19 protein-coding genes are annotated in these 17,347 nt (G+C 41.2%); 1 reads left to right on the top strand and 18 read right to left on the bottom strand.

Annotated features, from left to right (window positions below; all coding sequences use genetic code 11):
- Window positions 1–274: 274 nt before the first annotated feature.
- On the bottom strand, window positions 275–1,537 hold the full coding sequence (locus ODU55_RS03210) for a transposase (RefSeq protein ID WP_398581850.1): 1,263 nt from the start codon (window positions 1,535–1,537) through the stop codon (window positions 275–277).
- A gap of 476 nt (window positions 1,538–2,013) precedes the next feature.
- On the bottom strand, window positions 2,014–3,327 hold the full coding sequence (locus ODU55_RS03205; RefSeq protein WP_398581849.1) for an excalibur calcium-binding domain-containing protein: 1,314 nt from the start codon (window positions 3,325–3,327) through the stop codon (window positions 2,014–2,016).
- Between the two features lie 134 nt (window positions 3,328–3,461).
- On the opposite strand from ODU55_RS03205, the gene ODU55_RS03200 reads away from it, so the two are divergent.
- On the top strand, window positions 3,462–3,644 hold the full coding sequence (locus ODU55_RS03200; RefSeq protein WP_002934978.1) for a 4-oxalocrotonate tautomerase: 183 nt from the start codon (window positions 3,462–3,464) through the stop codon (window positions 3,642–3,644).
- 49 nt (window positions 3,645–3,693) lie between these two features.
- Here the strand turns inward: ODU55_RS03200 and lepA are convergent, their stop codons facing one another.
- The 16 genes from lepA to ODU55_RS03120 form a co-directional block, all read right to left on the bottom strand.
- Window positions 3,694–5,526: a translation elongation factor 4 gene (gene lepA, locus ODU55_RS03195; protein ID WP_398581848.1), complete on the bottom strand. Its 1,833-nt coding sequence runs from the start codon at window positions 5,524–5,526 to the stop codon at window positions 3,694–3,696.
- Window positions 5,527–5,822: 296 nt separating this feature from the next.
- The gene (gene ndk, locus ODU55_RS03190; RefSeq protein ID WP_398581847.1) at window positions 5,823–6,236 is read right to left on the bottom strand and encodes a nucleoside-diphosphate kinase; all 414 of its coding nucleotides are present in this window, start codon (window positions 6,234–6,236) and stop codon (window positions 5,823–5,825) included.
- Window positions 6,237–6,258: 22 nt separating this feature from the next.
- Window positions 6,259–6,846 (bottom strand): ribosome biogenesis GTP-binding protein YihA/YsxC, encoded by a 588-nt coding sequence (gene yihA / locus ODU55_RS03185; protein WP_014637952.1) that lies wholly within the window; start codon window positions 6,844–6,846, stop codon window positions 6,259–6,261.
- Window positions 6,847–6,899: 53 nt separating this feature from the next.
- Window positions 6,900–8,126, bottom strand: coding sequence for an ATP-dependent Clp protease ATP-binding subunit ClpX (gene clpX, locus ODU55_RS03180; protein ID WP_398581846.1), 1,227 nt, complete (start codon window positions 8,124–8,126; stop codon window positions 6,900–6,902).
- 21 nt (window positions 8,127–8,147) lie between these two features.
- Window positions 8,148–8,321, bottom strand: coding sequence for a hypothetical protein (locus ODU55_RS03175; RefSeq protein WP_099777958.1), 174 nt, complete (start codon window positions 8,319–8,321; stop codon window positions 8,148–8,150).
- A gap of 2 nt (window positions 8,322–8,323) precedes the next feature.
- Window positions 8,324–8,836: a dihydrofolate reductase gene (locus ODU55_RS03170; protein ID WP_029188987.1), complete on the bottom strand. Its 513-nt coding sequence runs from the start codon at window positions 8,834–8,836 to the stop codon at window positions 8,324–8,326.
- Between the two features lie 336 nt (window positions 8,837–9,172).
- Window positions 9,173–10,012 carry a thymidylate synthase gene (locus ODU55_RS03165; protein ID WP_398581845.1) on the bottom strand — a complete coding sequence of 280 codons (840 nt, stop codon included), beginning with the start codon at window positions 10,010–10,012 and terminating at the stop codon, window positions 9,173–9,175.
- 52 nt (window positions 10,013–10,064) lie between these two features.
- Entirely contained in the window at window positions 10,065–10,367 is a 303-nt protein-coding gene (locus ODU55_RS03160; RefSeq protein ID WP_398581844.1) for a hypothetical protein, read from the bottom strand.
- Window positions 10,368–10,378: 11 nt separating this feature from the next.
- Entirely contained in the window at window positions 10,379–10,657 is a 279-nt protein-coding gene (locus ODU55_RS03155) for a hypothetical protein (protein WP_398581843.1), read from the bottom strand.
- A 123-nt stretch (window positions 10,658–10,780) separates the two neighbouring features.
- Complete coding sequence (locus tag ODU55_RS03150) at window positions 10,781–11,740, bottom strand: ROK family glucokinase (protein ID WP_398581842.1); 960 nt, start codon at window positions 11,738–11,740, stop codon at window positions 10,781–10,783.
- Window positions 11,741–11,831: 91 nt separating this feature from the next.
- Window positions 11,832–12,167 carry a hypothetical protein gene (locus tag ODU55_RS03145; protein ID WP_398581841.1) on the bottom strand — a complete coding sequence of 112 codons (336 nt, stop codon included), beginning with the start codon at window positions 12,165–12,167 and terminating at the stop codon, window positions 11,832–11,834.
- Window positions 12,168–14,036 carry an ABC-F family ATP-binding cassette domain-containing protein gene (locus tag ODU55_RS03140; RefSeq protein WP_398581840.1) on the bottom strand — a complete coding sequence of 623 codons (1,869 nt, stop codon included), beginning with the start codon at window positions 14,034–14,036 and terminating at the stop codon, window positions 12,168–12,170. It abuts the gene before it with no gap.
- Window positions 14,029–15,240 (bottom strand): CCA tRNA nucleotidyltransferase, encoded by a 1,212-nt coding sequence (locus ODU55_RS03135; protein ID WP_398581839.1) that lies wholly within the window; start codon window positions 15,238–15,240, stop codon window positions 14,029–14,031. The genes ODU55_RS03140 and ODU55_RS03135 overlap by 8 nt, the downstream gene beginning before the upstream one ends.
- Complete coding sequence (gene dapB / locus ODU55_RS03130) at window positions 15,237–16,004, bottom strand: 4-hydroxy-tetrahydrodipicolinate reductase (protein WP_136647686.1); 768 nt, start codon at window positions 16,002–16,004, stop codon at window positions 15,237–15,239. Before dapB ends, ODU55_RS03135 begins: the two co-directional genes overlap by 4 nt.
- A gap of 8 nt (window positions 16,005–16,012) precedes the next feature.
- The gene (locus ODU55_RS03125) at window positions 16,013–16,864 is read right to left on the bottom strand and encodes a DegV family protein (RefSeq protein ID WP_398581838.1); all 852 of its coding nucleotides are present in this window, start codon (window positions 16,862–16,864) and stop codon (window positions 16,013–16,015) included.
- Between the two features lies 1 nt (window position 16,865).
- The gene (locus ODU55_RS03120; RefSeq protein ID WP_029187224.1) at window positions 16,866–17,240 is read right to left on the bottom strand and encodes a DUF1149 family protein; all 375 of its coding nucleotides are present in this window, start codon (window positions 17,238–17,240) and stop codon (window positions 16,866–16,868) included.
- Window positions 17,241–17,347: the final 107 nt, after the last annotated feature.

Here is a 17,347-nt window from a genome sequence, read left to right as displayed (position 1 = left end):
AAAGGGGAAAAATCGCTACTTACCGTGGCGATTTTTCTTTTTGAAAGTTTGAAAAGCTATGATGGGTAGGGCATAACCAACTACGGGAATGATTCAAGCCGAATCATTCCCGTAGTTCGTATTTTATCCAATTTGTTACCGTCCAAAAGAGGATAGTGACGACTTTCCTTATCTCACAATTGGTCTACACTATTCGCTGGTGCCCTTTTTTCCAATAAAATGCAAAAAAAGGGCGCAATAACCCCTTGTTTGTGTGGTGATTTTTTTGAACCAATTAAACTACCCAGCTCGCAAGCTGAATCCTTGTCCCAGACTTGGCTTTCCTTAAAGCAAAGCCGATCATGACTAAAAAGCTCATGGCAACAGCTAAACTCATCTTCTTTAACCCTCGAATAGTATGGGTCTCAAACCTAAAGTCTCTGTCTAAGCGTCCATTCACCCGCTCCACAGCGGTTCGCTTCTTGTATAGTCTCTTGAATTTCTTACTATCTCGCGCTACTTGGTTAAAGATAATCGGTTCAACACATCGTTTTAAACGGAAGATACGGTTGTCCTGATAATGAGGATGAAAGCCATACCGCAAACTGTCACAAGACTTATCGTATCCCTTATAGATAAGCTGGATCGCTTTACCCTTGTCATCCACCCAGAAGACTTCTCCAGATTGATTGTAAATCACATCCGTATCAAGGTATTGCCTGGTTTCATCTTCTTTCCACTTACGAGGATGATCAATGATAGGAATCATCGTGGCTTCCTCTATGAGATTCTGAAGAGGAATTCCACTATAACCACGGTCCGCCATCAGATATTCCGCTCTCTCCATGGTCGTTTGACGCATATTTCGAATCAACCTTTTCGCAACGGTAGGTTCCCCTTCTGAGGCTGGTGTCACTCTCCAAGCCACAGGTAATTCATAAGTCGTATCAACCATGAGATGACAACGATAGCCGTAATGTTTTTCTTTAGTCACTGTCCCGTTTTTAAGAGGACGTTGTTTGATTCCAATATCGGCATCTAAATCAGCACGCTTATCCTTCTTTTTCTTCTGTTTACCATAAGGACTGGCATAGCTATAAATGAATTTGCCATCTAAGGCCAAGTTAACACCGAAATTTGGAAGAAGGTCATATAGTTCAGATATGCCAGATGAAACCCATTCTTCAATATCAGGACAAACCTCTTCCAAGTCTTGGATGAAACGGGAGTAAGCAGATTTTGAGGGGGCATGGACCAGCTTTATCGTCCCGTTTTTTAAGTTAACCCCGTGGGTTTCAAAACCACAGATTTGACGTAGTTGACTGTTCATGTTTAACTGACGAAGCAACTGTTGATCCGTTTCCAGTTGAAGAACTATTTTAGCAATATAGGCAATGAAGTAGGACTGGATGCTGTAATCTTTACGGCCATGTTTTCGTTTGGATTCTAACTTGTCAAAGAGATCTGTTTCTGGAAGACCATCTAGTACCATCAAAATTTTTTCCAAATCACCCAGTTCCTGTTCCTCAAAAAGGTTAAGCTGTGTTATAATTTTCATAGTGAGACCTCGTTAATAGAGATTTTGCTTTAAAACTATTATAACGCTTTGACGTTTCATTGGGGCTCACAAAAGGGAAAAATCGCTACTTACCGTGGCGATTTTTCTTTTTGAAAGTTTGAAAAGCTATGATGGGTAGGGCATAACCAACTACGGGAATGATTCAAGCCCGATTTGAGCTTGTTTGTTATTAGGACCAGGGGAATGATAAGAAATTTCCGACACACTCAAAAATAATTTTAGCAGCTTTTGGTTTCCACTTGTAGAGCATAACACAACCATAGATTAAACTGAGGAAGGAAAAGGTAATCAATAAAGGTCCTTCCCATATACTCTTGGCAAAAACAGTTGCCACTAGATATAAAGATAATCCAGAGACTAGGAACGATAAAATCATACGGTATTTATAGGCCATGAGCAATCCCTCCTTTATAAGTGTAGCATAGCATATAATGTAAACGTTGTCAACATTTTTCCTATTCGCAACCAATCCCATCTCCATCACGATCTAAATGACTACCGTAACCTGGTTCACCACGATAGATTGGTGCAGCTCCTGCTTGTCTAACTGCCTTACAATTTGGATAATATGTGTTTTGAGATGGTGTAGCAGCAAATTGCTGAACTTGGCTTTGTGCTTCTGCTTCTGCAATTTTTTGCGCTTCGGCGGCGAGACGTTCTTCTTCCTCTTTACGTGCTTTCTCAGCAATAGCTTTTTCAGCATTCCAATATTTGATAATGACTTTGCTATCTTTTTTGATGACCTTATCGTTCATCTCGTTAAAAGATTTTCCATCAATCTCGACCGCAATGATTTGTCCATTTTTAGCAATTTCATTGGTTTCTGTTGCTACTTCAGATACTTGAGAAAAACCACCGTCAGTAAACAATTTTTTAGTATCTGCAGCTGTTTTCGTTGAAATGGATGATGGCAGTTCAGCGAAGCTAGAGAAATCGTAGTAGGTAATTATAATGGGGGTTGATTTTTTGCTGATAATCTCCTGTTTGGTGGGCAATTGAAGCTCTGCGCCACCTAGACTAATTTTTTGAATTTTTTCGTGCTTTGCTTTATCCTTGTCCGCAACAGCAGTCCACTTGATGTCTGTAAATCCTGCTGTTGTTAGCTGTTTTTCGAGATCTGGTTTTGTTTTAGCCTCTGCTAGATTTTCTGGTAGTTTGATGTTATCTTTGCTAACGTCAAAATAGGTTAATGTAACAGGGAGACTAGTGGAGTAAAAATGATTGGATTGATAGGTGTGATTTCCGATTTGAAGGCGATCAATCTTCTCTTTTTTATCCGCATTGCCTTCTTCTACTAGCAGAACAGGAGTTAGTTCGACTTGTTTAAAACCTGAATCTTTCAGCTCTTTCTCGACATCTGCTAAATTTTTAGAAGCTGGTAGGTTGAATTCAACGGCATCTTTTTTGGGAACATGGTAGGAGATTGTAATTGGGATATTTTTTAAAGCCCGTCCTTCCTTCCAAGCTTCTCCGTCTACAGAGACGAGTTCGACAAGATCGCTTTCACCTATTTTTCCAAATTCTAAATCAGTAATTTCCACCCCCTGAATATTTTTAAAACCTGCTTCCTGAAGATGTCTTACGACTGTTACATACTGTTGTCCATAAAGGTCATCTTTTTTCGGAAGCTCAGCAGTCATTAGTTGTGAACCGATAAATGTTGTAAGTAGGACACCACCAGTTATTCCTGCTGTTTTCCGATTAAGAAACTTTCTAGATTTTTTTATTGACGTTTCGCTAACTATCTGAGTTGCTTTTTTCTTAAACATAAATCATTCTCCTTATTGTTGATTGCGATATTATTATAACAAAATATAAATATATTTTGCAATACATTATGAAAATATCCTTGGAGAATCATAAAAACTATGGTACAATAAACGAAAAATAAAGGAGAAACGATATGCCATTTGTACGTATTGATTTGTTTGAAGGACGGACGGAGGAACAAAAGATTGCCCTTGCGCGTGAAGTAACAGAGGTTGTATCTCGCAATACCAACGCACCAAAAGAAGCCATTCATGTCTTTATCAACGACATGCCTGAAGGGACTTACTACCCACAAGGTGAAATGAAACGTAAATAAGAGAAAACACTCTTGCAACAAAATGCAGGAGTGTTTCTTTGTATCAAGTTTATTTCTTATCGTCTTCATCCATACTGAGAACGCTGAGGAAGGCTTCTTGTGGAACTTCGACAGAGCCGATGGCTTTCATCCGTTTCTTACCGGCTTTTTGTTTTTCTAGGAGTTTACGTTTACGGGAAACGTCACCACCATAACACTTGGCCAAAACGTTTTTGCGAAGGGCCTTGATGTCGCTACGGGCAACGATTTTCTGACCGATAGCAGCTTGGATTGGCACTTCAAACTGTTGACGAGGGATGATTTTCTTGAGTTTGTCCACGATAATTTTCCCACGTTCATAGGCAAATTCCTTGTGGACGATAAAGCTGAGAGCATCGACCTTATCCCCATTGAGGAGAATATCCATTTTCACCAACTTGGATGAACGGTATTCAGAAATCTCATAGTCGAAGCTGGCATAACCACGAGTGGATGACTTAAGCTTGTCAAAGAAGTCAAAGACAATCTCCGCAAGTGGAATTTGGTAGATAACATTGACACGGTTATCATCAATATAATCCATAGTCACAAAGTCACCACGTTTCCGCTGAGCCAATTCCATGACTGCACCGACGTATTCCTGCGGTACCATAATTTGCGCTTTAACGTAAGGTTCTTCGATAGTTGCAATCTTTGTTGGGTCTGGGAACTCAGATGGGTTGGCTACATCAATCATTTCACCGTCTGTCATGTTGACATGGTAGACTACCGACGGTGCTGTCATGATGAGGTCAATGTTAAACTCCCGCTCAATCCGTTCTTGAATAACATCCATGTGCAAGAGGCCCAAGAAACCACAACGGAAACCAAAGCCGAGGGCCTGCGATGTTTCAGGTTCGAACTGCAAGCTGGCATCGTTGAGCTGGAGCTTTTCCAAGGCTTCACGGAGGTCATTGTACTTGTTGGAATCAATTGGATAGATACCTGCAAAGACCATTGGGTTCATCTGTTTGTAGCCTGCTAGTGGCTCGCTGGCAGGATTTTCCGCCAAGGTTACTGTATCACCGACACGAGTATCAGCCACAGTTTTGATAGAAGCAGCGATATAGCCAACATCTCCAACTGCTAGGAAATCACGACCAATGGCTTTTGGTGTGAAAATTCCGACTTCTGTTACATCAAAAGTCTTGTCGTTGCTCATCATCTGGATGGTATCACCTGGCTTCACGACACCATTGACGATACGAACTTGGAGGATAACCCCACGATAAGGGTCATAGACAGAGTCAAAAATCAATGCTTGCAATGGTGCTTCGACATCACCAGTCGGTGCTGGAACCTTCTCGACAATCTGCTCCAAGATTTCCTCGATACCAATACCTGCCTTAGCTGATGTTGGCACTGCTTCTGAAGCATCCAAACCAATCACATCTTCGATTTCTTGACGAACACGCTCTGGGTCTGCTGCTGGCAGGTCAATCTTGTTAATGATTGGCAAGATTTCCAAATCATTGTCCAAGGCTAGATAAACGTTAGCCAAGGTCTGTGCTTCAATCCCTTGAGCAGCATCCACCACCAGAATCGCACCCTCACAGGCCGCAAGAGAACGTGATACTTCATAGGTAAAGTCCACGTGTCCTGGTGTGTCAATCAAGTGGAAAATATAAGTCTCTCCATCTTTAGCTGTATAGTTGAGTTCGATAGCATTCAGTTTAATAGTGATACCACGCTCACGCTCCAAATCCATACTATCAAGCAACTGGGCCTGCATTTCACGGCTGGAAACTGTTTCTGTCTTCTCAAGAATACGGTCAGCCAAGGTTGATTTACCATGGTCGATGTGGGCAATAATGGAGAAATTACGAATTTTCTCCTGTCGTTTTTTCAAATCTTCTAAATTCATGTTTCTTCCTCTACAAGGGTATTACTCTTTATTATATCAGAAATACCAAGAACTTGCCATAAGAAAAACGGGAGTGGGAAAGAACTCCTGCATTCATAGAAGAGTTCGTCTTCCCACCCCCGCACAGCTCAAACTGTCTGGGAGACAGTTTGAGGTTGGAGATAAAGCGAACGTTGTTCGCAACAGTCGTAATGGACAGATTTGGAGTGTGAAACACGAACAAATCTGCCAATCAACCACTGCGCTGAGATGTTGACACAAACTTTGAGTAGGATTGCTGTGGTTGAACTGCTCTGCTATTTTCCCAGCCAAAGACCGATCTCGCGTTCGGCTGCTTCTGCACTATCTGAACCATGAACGACATTTGCCACAATTCCCTCAACAGGCGCTATCGCAAAATCTCCACGAATAGTCCCAGGTAGGGCGTTTACTGGATTGGTAGCTCCCATCATATCTCGCCAAGATTTGATAACTTCTGGCCCTTCTATAATGCCAGCTATCATCGGCCCGCTCGTCATATATTGTACTAATTGCGGGAAGAAAGGTTTATCTGTCAAATGATCATAATGTTGACTGATTAGCTCCTCTGTTGCTGTAACCATTTTTAAATCTCGGATTTGAAATCCCCTGCGTTCGATACGTGAAAGAATTTGTCCTGCAAGTCCACGCTTAAGAGCATCTGGTTTGATGATGAAGAAAGTACGTTCCATGATTTTTCTCCCGAACTGTTTATTAGATGTTACTTAAGATAGCATCCCATGCCTGATCATATCCATGACGAGTCTCAGAAGAAAAGATAACGAATTGATCATTTTTATCAAAATCCAATTTCTTTTTAATCATCGATTCGTGCTTATTCCACTTTCCTCGTGGTATTTTATCAGCCTTCGTTGCCACAATAATAACAGGAATTTCATAATATTTCAAGAAATCATACATTTGAACATCATCTGCTGATGGCTCATGACGCATGTCTACTAAACTCACCACAACACGTAGATTTTCTCGTGTCGTCAAATACTCTTCGATCATTTTGCCCCACTTAGCACGCTCAGTTTTGGATACTTTAGCATAGCCATAACCTGGAACATCTACGAATCGAATTTTATCATCTATATTATAAAAATTGAGTTGTTGAGTCTTTCCTGGTTTTCCTGACGTACGTGCAAGATTTTTTCTTCCTAGAAGAGTATTGATAAATGAGGACTTTCCAACGTTAGATCGCCCGGCAAGGGCAATTTCTGGAATGTCATCGCCAGGATACTGGGCTTTTGAAACAGCACTGAGCAAAATCTCAGCATTATGTGTGTTGATTTGCATTTTATACCTTTCATAAATAAGGGTAGAAATCAATCAGTTTCTACCCTTTATTTTTAAGCAGTTTCTAGTAAAGGCTTTTCCTTACCGTCTACTGCTGCTTTTGTTACACGAACACGTTTAACGTTATCTTGACTTGGTACCTCAAACATAACATCCAACATCGTTTCTTCAATGATGGAACGAAGTCCACGAGCGCCAGTCTTACGTTCAATTGCTTTTTCTGCAATTGCTAACAAGGCGTCCTCATCAAAGTCAAGCTCCACGTCATCATAAGACAAGAGTGTCTGGTATTGTTTTACAAGAGCATTCTTCGGTTCCGTCAAAATACGTACCAAATCCTCTGTTGTCAATTGGTCCAAAGCTGCAAATACAGGCAAGCGACCAATCAACTCTGGAATGATACCGAATTTTTGAATATCGTCTGCAATGATATGTTGCATGTATGATTCTTTTTCATCAATGGCACGATTGTTTTGACCGAAACCGATGATTTTTTCACCAAGACGTTGTTTAACGATTTCTTCAATACCATCAAAGGCACCACCTACAATGAACAAGATATTTTTGGTATCAACATGAATCATCTCTTGGTTTGGATGTTTGCGTCCGCCTTGTGGAGGGACACTTGCAACCGTTCCCTCGATAATTTTCAAGAGAGCCTGTTGGACACCTTCACCCGACACATCTCGGGTAATGGACACGTTTTCACCTTTTTTGGCAATCTTATCAATTTCATCCACATAGATAATTCCTCTTTCTGCACGGTCGATGTTAAAGTCTGCAGCCTGCAAAAGTTTGAGAAGGATATTTTCTACGTCTTCACCAACATAACCCGCCTCAGTAAGAGCAGTCGCATCAGCAATAGCAAACGGGACATTCAAACTTTTAGCCAAGGTCTGAGCTAGGAAGGTTTTTCCTGAACCAGTCGGGCCAATCATCAGGATATTTGATTTTTGCAAATCAACATCGTTCTCATCACGGCTATCTTGGAAATTGATACGTTTGTAATGGTTGTAGACAGCGACAGCCAATGCACGTTTAGCACGATCTTGTCCAATGACATAATTGTTTAAAATATCGAGCAATTCCTGTGGCTTAGGTGTGTCAGCCAAGTCTGTCAACACTTCTTCTGCTAATTCTTCACGAATGATTTCTTGAGCTAACTCTACACACTCATTACAAATGAAAACATTGTTTCCTGCAATAATTTTTTTAACTTCTTCTTGATTTTTTCCACAAAATGAGCAATAGATTAGCTCATGGGTATGCTTAACAGCCATGTGTTTCCTCTTTCATATCTCTTATCTAAATAAAAATCCATAAATGGCATGAATACTATTGACCAGATTGGTAAAAGCATTCAGTAAAAATAAAATTGCTAAACCAAAACGTTTCTTCCGAAAGGCTTGAATCGCACAAAGAACACAAATCCCACAGAGAAATGCTGTAAATAAACCAAATAAACCTCTCTCCATGCCTAATTTTCTCTTCTTTCATAGGTTTTTATTGTAAAATCATACGGGTTTTTCTCGTCTTTTGGACGTAAATTGGCGCTTTGTAGCTGAAATTTCTCCATAGGAAATGCTTTCGGAAAATACACATCGCCATTAAATTGACCGTGAATATCTGTCACTATTAATGTTTCAATGTAAGGTGCAAAGGCAGTAAAAATTTGTCCCCCACCAAGCACAAATAGTGTCTGTTCCTGTTTGTGATACCAATCTAGGACATCCTCCACACTGTGTAAAATGGTAACACGTTCACTCTCTAGTTGATAGGTTTTATCCGTTGTCAAAACGATGGTGTGACGATTGGGAAGAGCACGTTTACCCATGCCGTCAAAGGTTATACGTCCCATCACCATCGTGTGACCTGTTGTCGTTTCCTTGAAATGAGCAAAATCAGCAGGCAATGACCAAGGCAGTTTATCACCTTTCCCAATCAATCCATTTTCATCTTGAGCCCAAATAGCAACAATCTTTTTAGTCATTTTCTCTCACTTTCCGTCCTATCATTCTATCAAAAAAACATGAAAAATGCACTTACCAAGTAGGTCTAGTGCAAATTTTTATAATATTGAAACTATCATCGACTCCTCAGAGATAGGGAAGATTCCGAGATTCGTAGAATGTGAATCTCACTGGTGCTGGAAAGCCCCCTCATCTTAAATCGCCAAGTCAAATTTGAGTTGCGGTTTAACTGGCTTCGAAAGTCTAAGTATAGACTGTTGAAGGTTGGAAGTGAAACAGGTCGGGGAACTGTTTCAGCCCGAGCCTAAAAATAAAGAAGCGAGGTAAAAGAACGAAGTTCTTCACTGCTAATCCAGTTAAATTGCTAGATCGAATTTTAACTGCGGCTTAACCGGCTCATAGTCCACCAACTCAAAATCTTCTGTTTTAATATCAAAAAAGTTTGTTCCGTCTGGGACGTTCAAGACCAAACGAGGCTCTACTTCAGATGGTGTACGACGGAGCAATTCTTCAGCTTGTTCAAACTGATTGTCATAGATGTGAAGATTGTTGATGAAATAGAAAAACTTCCCAACCTTCCAGCCAAAATGTTTAGCAATCATCATCTGAAGGGCTACATACTGCATAGCGTTGATATGATGGGCTACTAGCATATCATTTGACCGCTGAGTTAGAGTTGCATCCAGGTAAATCTCCCCATCCACTCGTCGAACGTCAAACATAGTCTGAAAGGCACATGGCAAGAGACCTGCAGATTGGTCAAACGCTTCATAATCCCACAAAGAAATCACATTGCGGCGATTCCATGGATTTTCCTCCAATTGCTTGAGGATTTTTGAAATGATGTCATGTTTTTTCACAATAGCACCGTAACGTTCACCGATTGTGTCAGTTCCCTCAACTTCCCAATCATTCCAATACTGGACACCGTATTTTTCCTGTAAAACCGACAAATCATTGGTCTGGTCTTGGTAAATCCAGAGAATTTCCTTGATGGCCGACTTAATTGGAATAGGTCTAAGTGTTGTAATAGGAAACTCGCCCTTGGCCAAGTCATACTCTGCAAAGGCACCTGTAACGTACTTGGAATTAGCTACATTTCCATCCTTGTAACGTGGGCGAGCATTTTCTGAAAAAACGCCCTCTTCCATAATCTTACGAATGTTTTCTTTAAAAATAATATCTGCTTTTGTCATGATTTCAGTATAGCAAATTCTAGCAAAAAACTCCAGTTTTCAACTGGAGTTCTCATTTATAGAGCAAGGGGTAGAGGTTGAGCTGAAATAGACCAGAAAGGGCAGTTACTAGACTGAACATGATAAAATACAAGGCTACCAAGAGAACACTCAACAATATCTGACGAACATTCTTCGTATAAATAGCCGTTGGTAAGCTAGCGAGACCGAAAAAGGGAATGATGAAAAATGTTAGTTTAAAATTCACATTTACAATATCAAACCATTGGCCTATTGGTAAAAATAGCAAGACGATGAGAAAAATTGCGATACCATACAAAACTAGATTTAATCTTTTTAGTAAAGTCAGGTTCATAATCGCTCCTTCTAGGGACCAAATATAAAGTAGCCAATACCGAATATCAGAGGAAATGAGATCATTAAGAAGATACTAATCAAACCAGTCCACAATTTTTTATAGTAGATAGATAGTATAAGAATTAGAGCCCCCAGTAGAGGGAGAATCAACATGGTTGCTACGTTTCCCCAGCTAGACGGGAAAAACCAGTCACGAATCCAGTTATCAAGGAAAAAAGCAGATAGCAAAATCAACAGACCAAGTATAGTCAGATAATTCGTTACTTTTGACATATTTACTTGTTTCATGGACCAACACTCCTTTCTCTTTACACTTTCATTGTACGCTTTTTCACCACCTTTTTCAATATATGTATATAAAGAAATTGTGACAGCGGATTAAAAAAAGCAGAGTTCCCTCTGCTTTAGATATTATTTCAAAACGAGTGATGCAGCACCTAAGACACCTGCATCATTACCGCGTGTTGCCAAAACAATTTGTGTACTTTCCTTGATTTGTGGGAAGCTATTTTCAGCAAAGACCTTGCGAACGCCATCCAATAAGAACTCTCCTGCTGCTGATACACCGCCACCCAGAACGATGTAGGCAGGATTGAGGACTGCAGCAATGTTTGCACAAGCAACACCTAGGTATTCTGAGAAGTGACGGTAGACAATCAAAGCTAAATCATCGCCTTCTTTTGCCAAATCAAAGACATCTTTAGCCGTTACATCTTGCCCATCATCAATCATTTGTTTCAGTTTTGCATCGCCAGCGTATTGGTCCGCATAACGACGGCTGAGGTTGACAATACCTGTCGCAGAAGCAACTGTTTCTAGACAACCTTTCTTACCACAGGTACATGCGAATGGTGCATCAAAGTCAACTGTGATATGACCCAATTCACCACCAGCACCTTTGACACCACGAATCAAGTTTCCAGCAGCGATGACACCGCCACCGACACCTGTACCAAGCGTCATAAAGACAACGTTTGGATTGTTGTTTCCTGCACCAACCCATTGCTCACCAAGGGCTGCAACGTTGGCATCATTGTCGATGAAAAATGGCAGACCGAGGGCAGATTCAAACTGCTCTTTAACCAATTGCAAGGTTTTCCAATTGAGGTTATAGGCACCGATAACAGTACCAGCTTCGCTATCAACCACACCAGGCGAACCCATACCAACACCCAAGAAATCATCCTTTGTCAAACCATGAGTTTCAAAGCGATGTTGAATACTGTCAATAATATCTGGAACAATGTGACTTCCATCATCTAAAATATTTGTCTTGATGGACCATTTTTCTTGAATTTCTCCCTCAGTCGTCAGAATTGCCAACTTAACAGATGTACCACCCAAGTCAATACCGATAATTTTTTTAGACATAATCATCACCTCAAATGTATTTTCTTTATTATATCACAATGCAAAGGTTTGCGTAAAGCCTTTTCATAAATTTGTGAGTATAAAAAATGCCCTATCTAAAAAGATAGAGCAAAATTAAAAATTGAATATGTAAGATAAACCTTCCAATGGAAAAGAGCATAACTGTTGTAAAATTACTACCTTCCTTGGTCCCATTGTAGAGAAAGAGGGTGGAGATAAAGGTAAAGCCTAGAGCAAATCCAACCATCTGAACAGCATGATAAGACTGACTGTAAAAATAAAGCGTGACAGCCAGCAAGAGCATGGATAAAACCGTAAATATCAAGCGTAAAGCATTCATCTTTTTGGTCTTAAAATAGCTAAACAAAGCCGCTCCCAAGGTCACCAAGAGATAGATGACCATATATGACATGACAAGAACTTTCATCTATCCCTCCAACTCGCTCAGATACCCATACCGCTCATACTTTTCCAAGAGCAGATCGTTTTTCTCATCCAATTCCTTCTGCAGGTCGGACAATTTTGTAAAATCACTCCCACAGGTTAGCATTTCCTCTTCGATTTCCGCAATCCGCTCCTCCAAGCCAGCAATATCTTCTTCGATGGATGCCCATTCCTGCTTCTCAAAGTAGGACATCCGCTTCTTGTTCTCTTTGACCTTCTCGGTTTTCTCCTTTGGTTTTTCCAAGGAAATGGCAGAGCTGGAAGCCAGAAAGGCCTTCTCATCCAGATAGTCTGTGTAGTTGCCAAAGAAAGTCTGGATACCGTCCTCCTCAAAAGCCAAGATTTTATTGGCTACCTTATCTAGGAAATAACGGTCGTGACTAACGGTAATGACTGGACCAGCAAAGCCCTGCAAAAAATGCTCCAACACTGTCAAAGTCGCTATGTCCAAGTCGTTAGTCGGCTCATCTAGTAAGAGAACATTAGGCCGTTGCAAGAGAATCTTCAGCAAGTAAAGTCGCTTCTTCTCCCCACCAGACAATTTTTCAATCAGGGTACCATGGGTGTTACGTGGGAAGAGGAATTGCTCCAAGAGTTCTGCGATAGAAACCATACCAGATGTCGTCTTAGCCTCTTCTGCCACTTCCTGCAAGAAATTGATAACCCGCTTGCTTTCGTCCAAGCCCTTGATGGTCTGAGAAAAATAACCGATGCGGATGGTTTCACCAATATCTATCTTACCGCTGTCTGCCTGCAAATCACCTGCGATTAGATTGAGTAAGGTAGATTTTCCTTTACCATTATCACCAACAATACCGATACGGTCCTTGTTTTGAATGAGCAGGTTAAAGTCTTTTAAAATGGGCTTGTCAGGATAGGAAAAGCTGACATTTTCAAAGTTAATAACTTTTTTACCGATACGAGAGGTTTCAAAATTAATTTCCAGTTCGCTATCGTCTATCTTATTGGCTAAATCGCCTTTGAGGTCATGGAAACGATTGATACGAGCCTGTTGCTTGGTAGCACGAGCTTGAGGTTGTCTGCGCATCCAAGCCAGCTCTTGTTTGTAGAGCTGCTCTTTCTTATGGCGAAGGGCGGCATCTCGCTCGTCCTGTTCTGCCTTTAAACGAACATAGTCCTGGTAATTGCCCTGATACTCCGTCAAGCTGGCGCGGTCCAATTCAAAAATCCGAGTCGCCACATTGTCCAAGAAATAACGATCGTGGGTAATAAAGAGAACTGACTTTTTAGTATTTTTCAAGAAAGTCGTCAACCACTCAATAGTATCAATATCTAGATGGTTAGTCGGTTCATCCAGCAAGAGCAAGTCAGCATTGCCAAGGAGAACTTGGGCCAATTGCACTCGCCTACGTAGACCACCTGACAACTCAGCAACGGTTTTGTTGAGGTCTGTCAAGCCTAGTTTTGAAAGAACTGTTTTAACCTGGCTTTCAATCTCCCAAGCATTGAGAGAATCCATCTCTGCCATGACTTTCTCCAGTCTTGCTTGACTGGCTTCATCATAATGAGATAAGAGCAATTCGTATTCACGAATCAGCTGGGTTTCACGGAGGTCAGAAGAAAGAACGGTGTCTAACACCGTCTTACTTTCATCAAAATCAGGTTCCTGGGTCAGATAGGCGATTTTATAGGCATTTTTAGTGCGAAAAGGCGACACGTCTCCGTCAAAACCGATGCGACCTGACAGAACATCCAACAAAGTCGTCTTTCCTGTACCATTGACTCCGATAATCCCGATTCGGTCGCCTTGATGGATGATGAAAGACAGATCAGCAAAGACCGTTTTATCTCCGACAGATTTAGTCAGGTGTTCAACGATAAAATCACTCATTCTCTAAAATTCCTTTCACAAATGTCATAATCGCTTGCTCTTCGTTTTCCAGCTGTCCTTCCACAATCTGGAATTCCACCTCTTTGAGTAGCTCTCCTAATACTGGACCTGGTTTGAGGTCAAATGCCTGCATCAGATGTCCTCCATTGACAACAATTTCATGCTTGTCATGGATAGTCAAGGCTTGGTCAATCTTATCAATTGCTGCAAAATCCGTAGTCAAACCTTGTGCTTGACGGAGTTCTTCTACTAAGTACAAAAATTCTTTGCCATACTTGAAACAGATTTGCTTGGTAACAGGTCCTGCTTGGCGAAATTGGTAAATTTCTACCAGTTTAACCACAGTGCGTTGGAAATCATTGCTGGTTTTCCATTTTTTCAGGAAGGATTTGATGTTATCAATACCTAGGCAGACAAAGAGCATGGCCCAAGCTTGTTCAGAAGTTGAAAAGCGAAATTCCTCTGTCAGACTTGTTAGCATGGTCTCTAATTCATCACTTTTTCCAGCTAAATCAGGCAAGAAATTGTAAGCTTTGGAATCAATCATAGCGCGCAAGCCTTTTCGCCAAAAATCCGACATCAAAAGTTTATCAAACTCGATAAAACTGCGCTCCACGGAGATTTTTTCTAATAGCGGTGCGGTTTGGACCATGGCATCAAAGGTCGTCGGCTCAATCTCAAAGTCCAAGGTCGCTGCAAAGCGAAATCCACGCATGATACGGAGGGCATCTTCGTTGAAACGCTCAGCCGGGATGCCTACAGCCCGTAGGGTGCGGTTTTCTAAGTCGGTCATCCCATCGAAGAGGTCAACAATTCGTGCTTCTTCATCCAGGGCAAAGGCATTGACCGTGAAGTCGCGGCGTTTGAGATCTTCTTCTAAGGAACGCACAAAAGAAACCTGGCTCGGTCTGCGGAAGTCCACATACTCCTCCTCTGTCCGAAAGGTCGTGATTTCATACTCCTTTTTCCCCTCTAATACTAGCACCGTACCGTGTTCAATTCCGACATCAATAGTCCGTGAAAAGATTTGTTTCGTTTCCTGAGGGTAGCTGGATGTCGCAATATCGACATCATGAATAGGTCTGCCCAAAATAGCATCCCGTACGGAGCCGCCAACAAAATAAGCCTCGAAGCCAGCTGCTTTAATTTTCTCTAAAATCGGCAAAGCCTCCTGAAACTCAGAAGGCAGATTGTGTAATTTCATAATAAGTGTTCCAAACCATAAACGAGTTGTGAGCGTTTGACTACCTCTTTAATGCCGAGGTTGACACCGCCCATAAAGGAAATGCGATCGTAAGAATCATGACGAATAGTCAATCCTTCTCCCTGTGCACCAAAGATCACTTCCTGATGCGCAACAAGACCTGGCAAGCGTACTGAGTGGATACGGAAGCCGTCAAATTCTGCCCCACGAGCTCCAGCAATCAATTCTTCTTCATCTGCTGCACCTTGAGCCTGTGACTGACGGACTTGGGAAATGAGTTCAGCCGTTTTGACAGCTGTTCCGCTCGGTGCATCCTTCTTCTTGTCATGGTGCAATTCGATGATTTCAAGATTTGGGAAATACTTGGCTGCCTGAGCTGCAAATTGCATGAGCAAGATGGCGCCAATAGCAAAGTTAGGAGCAATCAAGCCTCCCAAGCCTTTCTCGGCAGACAAGGCAGTCAATTCTTCGATTTCTTCTGGGGTGAAGCCCGTTGTACCAACCACAGGTGCGAACCCATTTTCCAAGGCAAAGCGGGTGTTTTCATAGGCAAATTTTGGCGTTGTAAAATCCACCCAGACATCAGCTTCTAGGCTGGCAACTTCTTCTTTGGTCTTGAAAACAGGAACTCCGTCCACTTCTGTTTCTGTCGCAAATGGATCCACCAAGGCCGCGAGACTAAGTTCTGCGTCACCTTTGACCATCTCAACAGCCGTTGAGCCCATTTTTCCTTTAAATCCTGCGATAATTACCTTAATTGTCATGAAAACTCCTATTCAATAATGGGAGAAATACCGAAGGCTACTGCCCCTTCTCCCAAGTGTGTACCGATGACTGAACCAAATGACACGATTGGCAAATCGCTACCGACACCTGCTTCTTCCAATTGCTGTTTAAAGTTTTCAGCCTTTTCAGGTGCATTGGCGTGAATAATAGCAATCTGAAATTGTCCTTCATTGGTTTGTTCTTGGAGAATTTCGATTAAACGCTTAATGGCTTTCTTCTCCGTCCGAACTTTTTCATAAACTTCAATCTTACCCTCACCTGTAAAATACAGAATCGGTTTGATGCTCAAAAGATTGCCAAGCAAGGCTGCACCATTGGACAAGCGACCACCTTTTACCAAGTGATTGAGGTCATCAACCATGATAAAGGCAGTTGTCTTGCCAATTTCTAGGTTTAACTTGTCTGTAATTTCTTCAAAACCTAGTCCTGCATCAGCCCATTTAAGGACATTCTCCACCATCATGCCCAAAGGTGCTGAAGTGATTTTTGTATCTGGAAAGGCAACTGTCAGACCGTCAAATTCATCAGCCAAATATTGAATATTTTGATAAAAACCTGAAATACCTGATGATAAAAACAAACCTAGCGCGTGGGTATATCCTTTTTCTTTCAAGCTACTAAGAATTTCTTCCAATTCCATCAAACTTGGCTGGCTGGTTTTTGGCAATTCTTTTGAAGAGGCCATTTTTTGATAAAATTCCTCAACCGTCAAATTTTGCCCTTCGATATAATTTTCCCCATCAATGCTGACTGGAATGCTTAGGACAAACAGGTCATCCCGCTCAATACTTTGAACATTCAAAACAGCTGATGAGTCAGTAATAACTGCTAATTTCATATTAAAACTCCAAATTTACCCCTGGTGCATCAAAAGCGATTTCTGTGACATCATAGGTCATGCGTTTTAGCATATCCAATAGCGGCTCAACTAAGGTTCGTTTTTCTTCATCAGTAAATTCAGTCGGTTCATTAACATAACGTCCCTGTAGATGAACAGCTTGGCTCATAGCACCTGAGATTACAAAATGATTCAAAACAATGATAAAACGTAAAATAGTAATCATTGACGTTTTATTTTCTTCCTCATTGCGTTCAAGTAGTTGGAAATCAACATTTAATTTGGTTTCTGGCACCCCGTTTTCCTTTTCCCAGGCATGATTACGTGCATCAAAGTGATACTGATTGACAAATTCTTTTTCGCGAACGATTTCCATTTCTAAATTCTCCTAAAAACAATACTATGCTCATTATACCATAATTTAGTAGATAATTGGAAAAATAAAAGGAAGAAGCTGAAAATACTATCTTTCAACTTCTTCCT

The organism is Streptococcus sp. 2022WUSS037 (assembly GCF_044427225.1).
Classification (GTDB): Bacteria; Bacillota; Bacilli; order Lactobacillales; family Streptococcaceae; genus Streptococcus.
The sequence above is the reverse complement of the archived record's forward strand: the minus strand, read 5'-3'. Positions and strand labels throughout refer to the sequence as shown.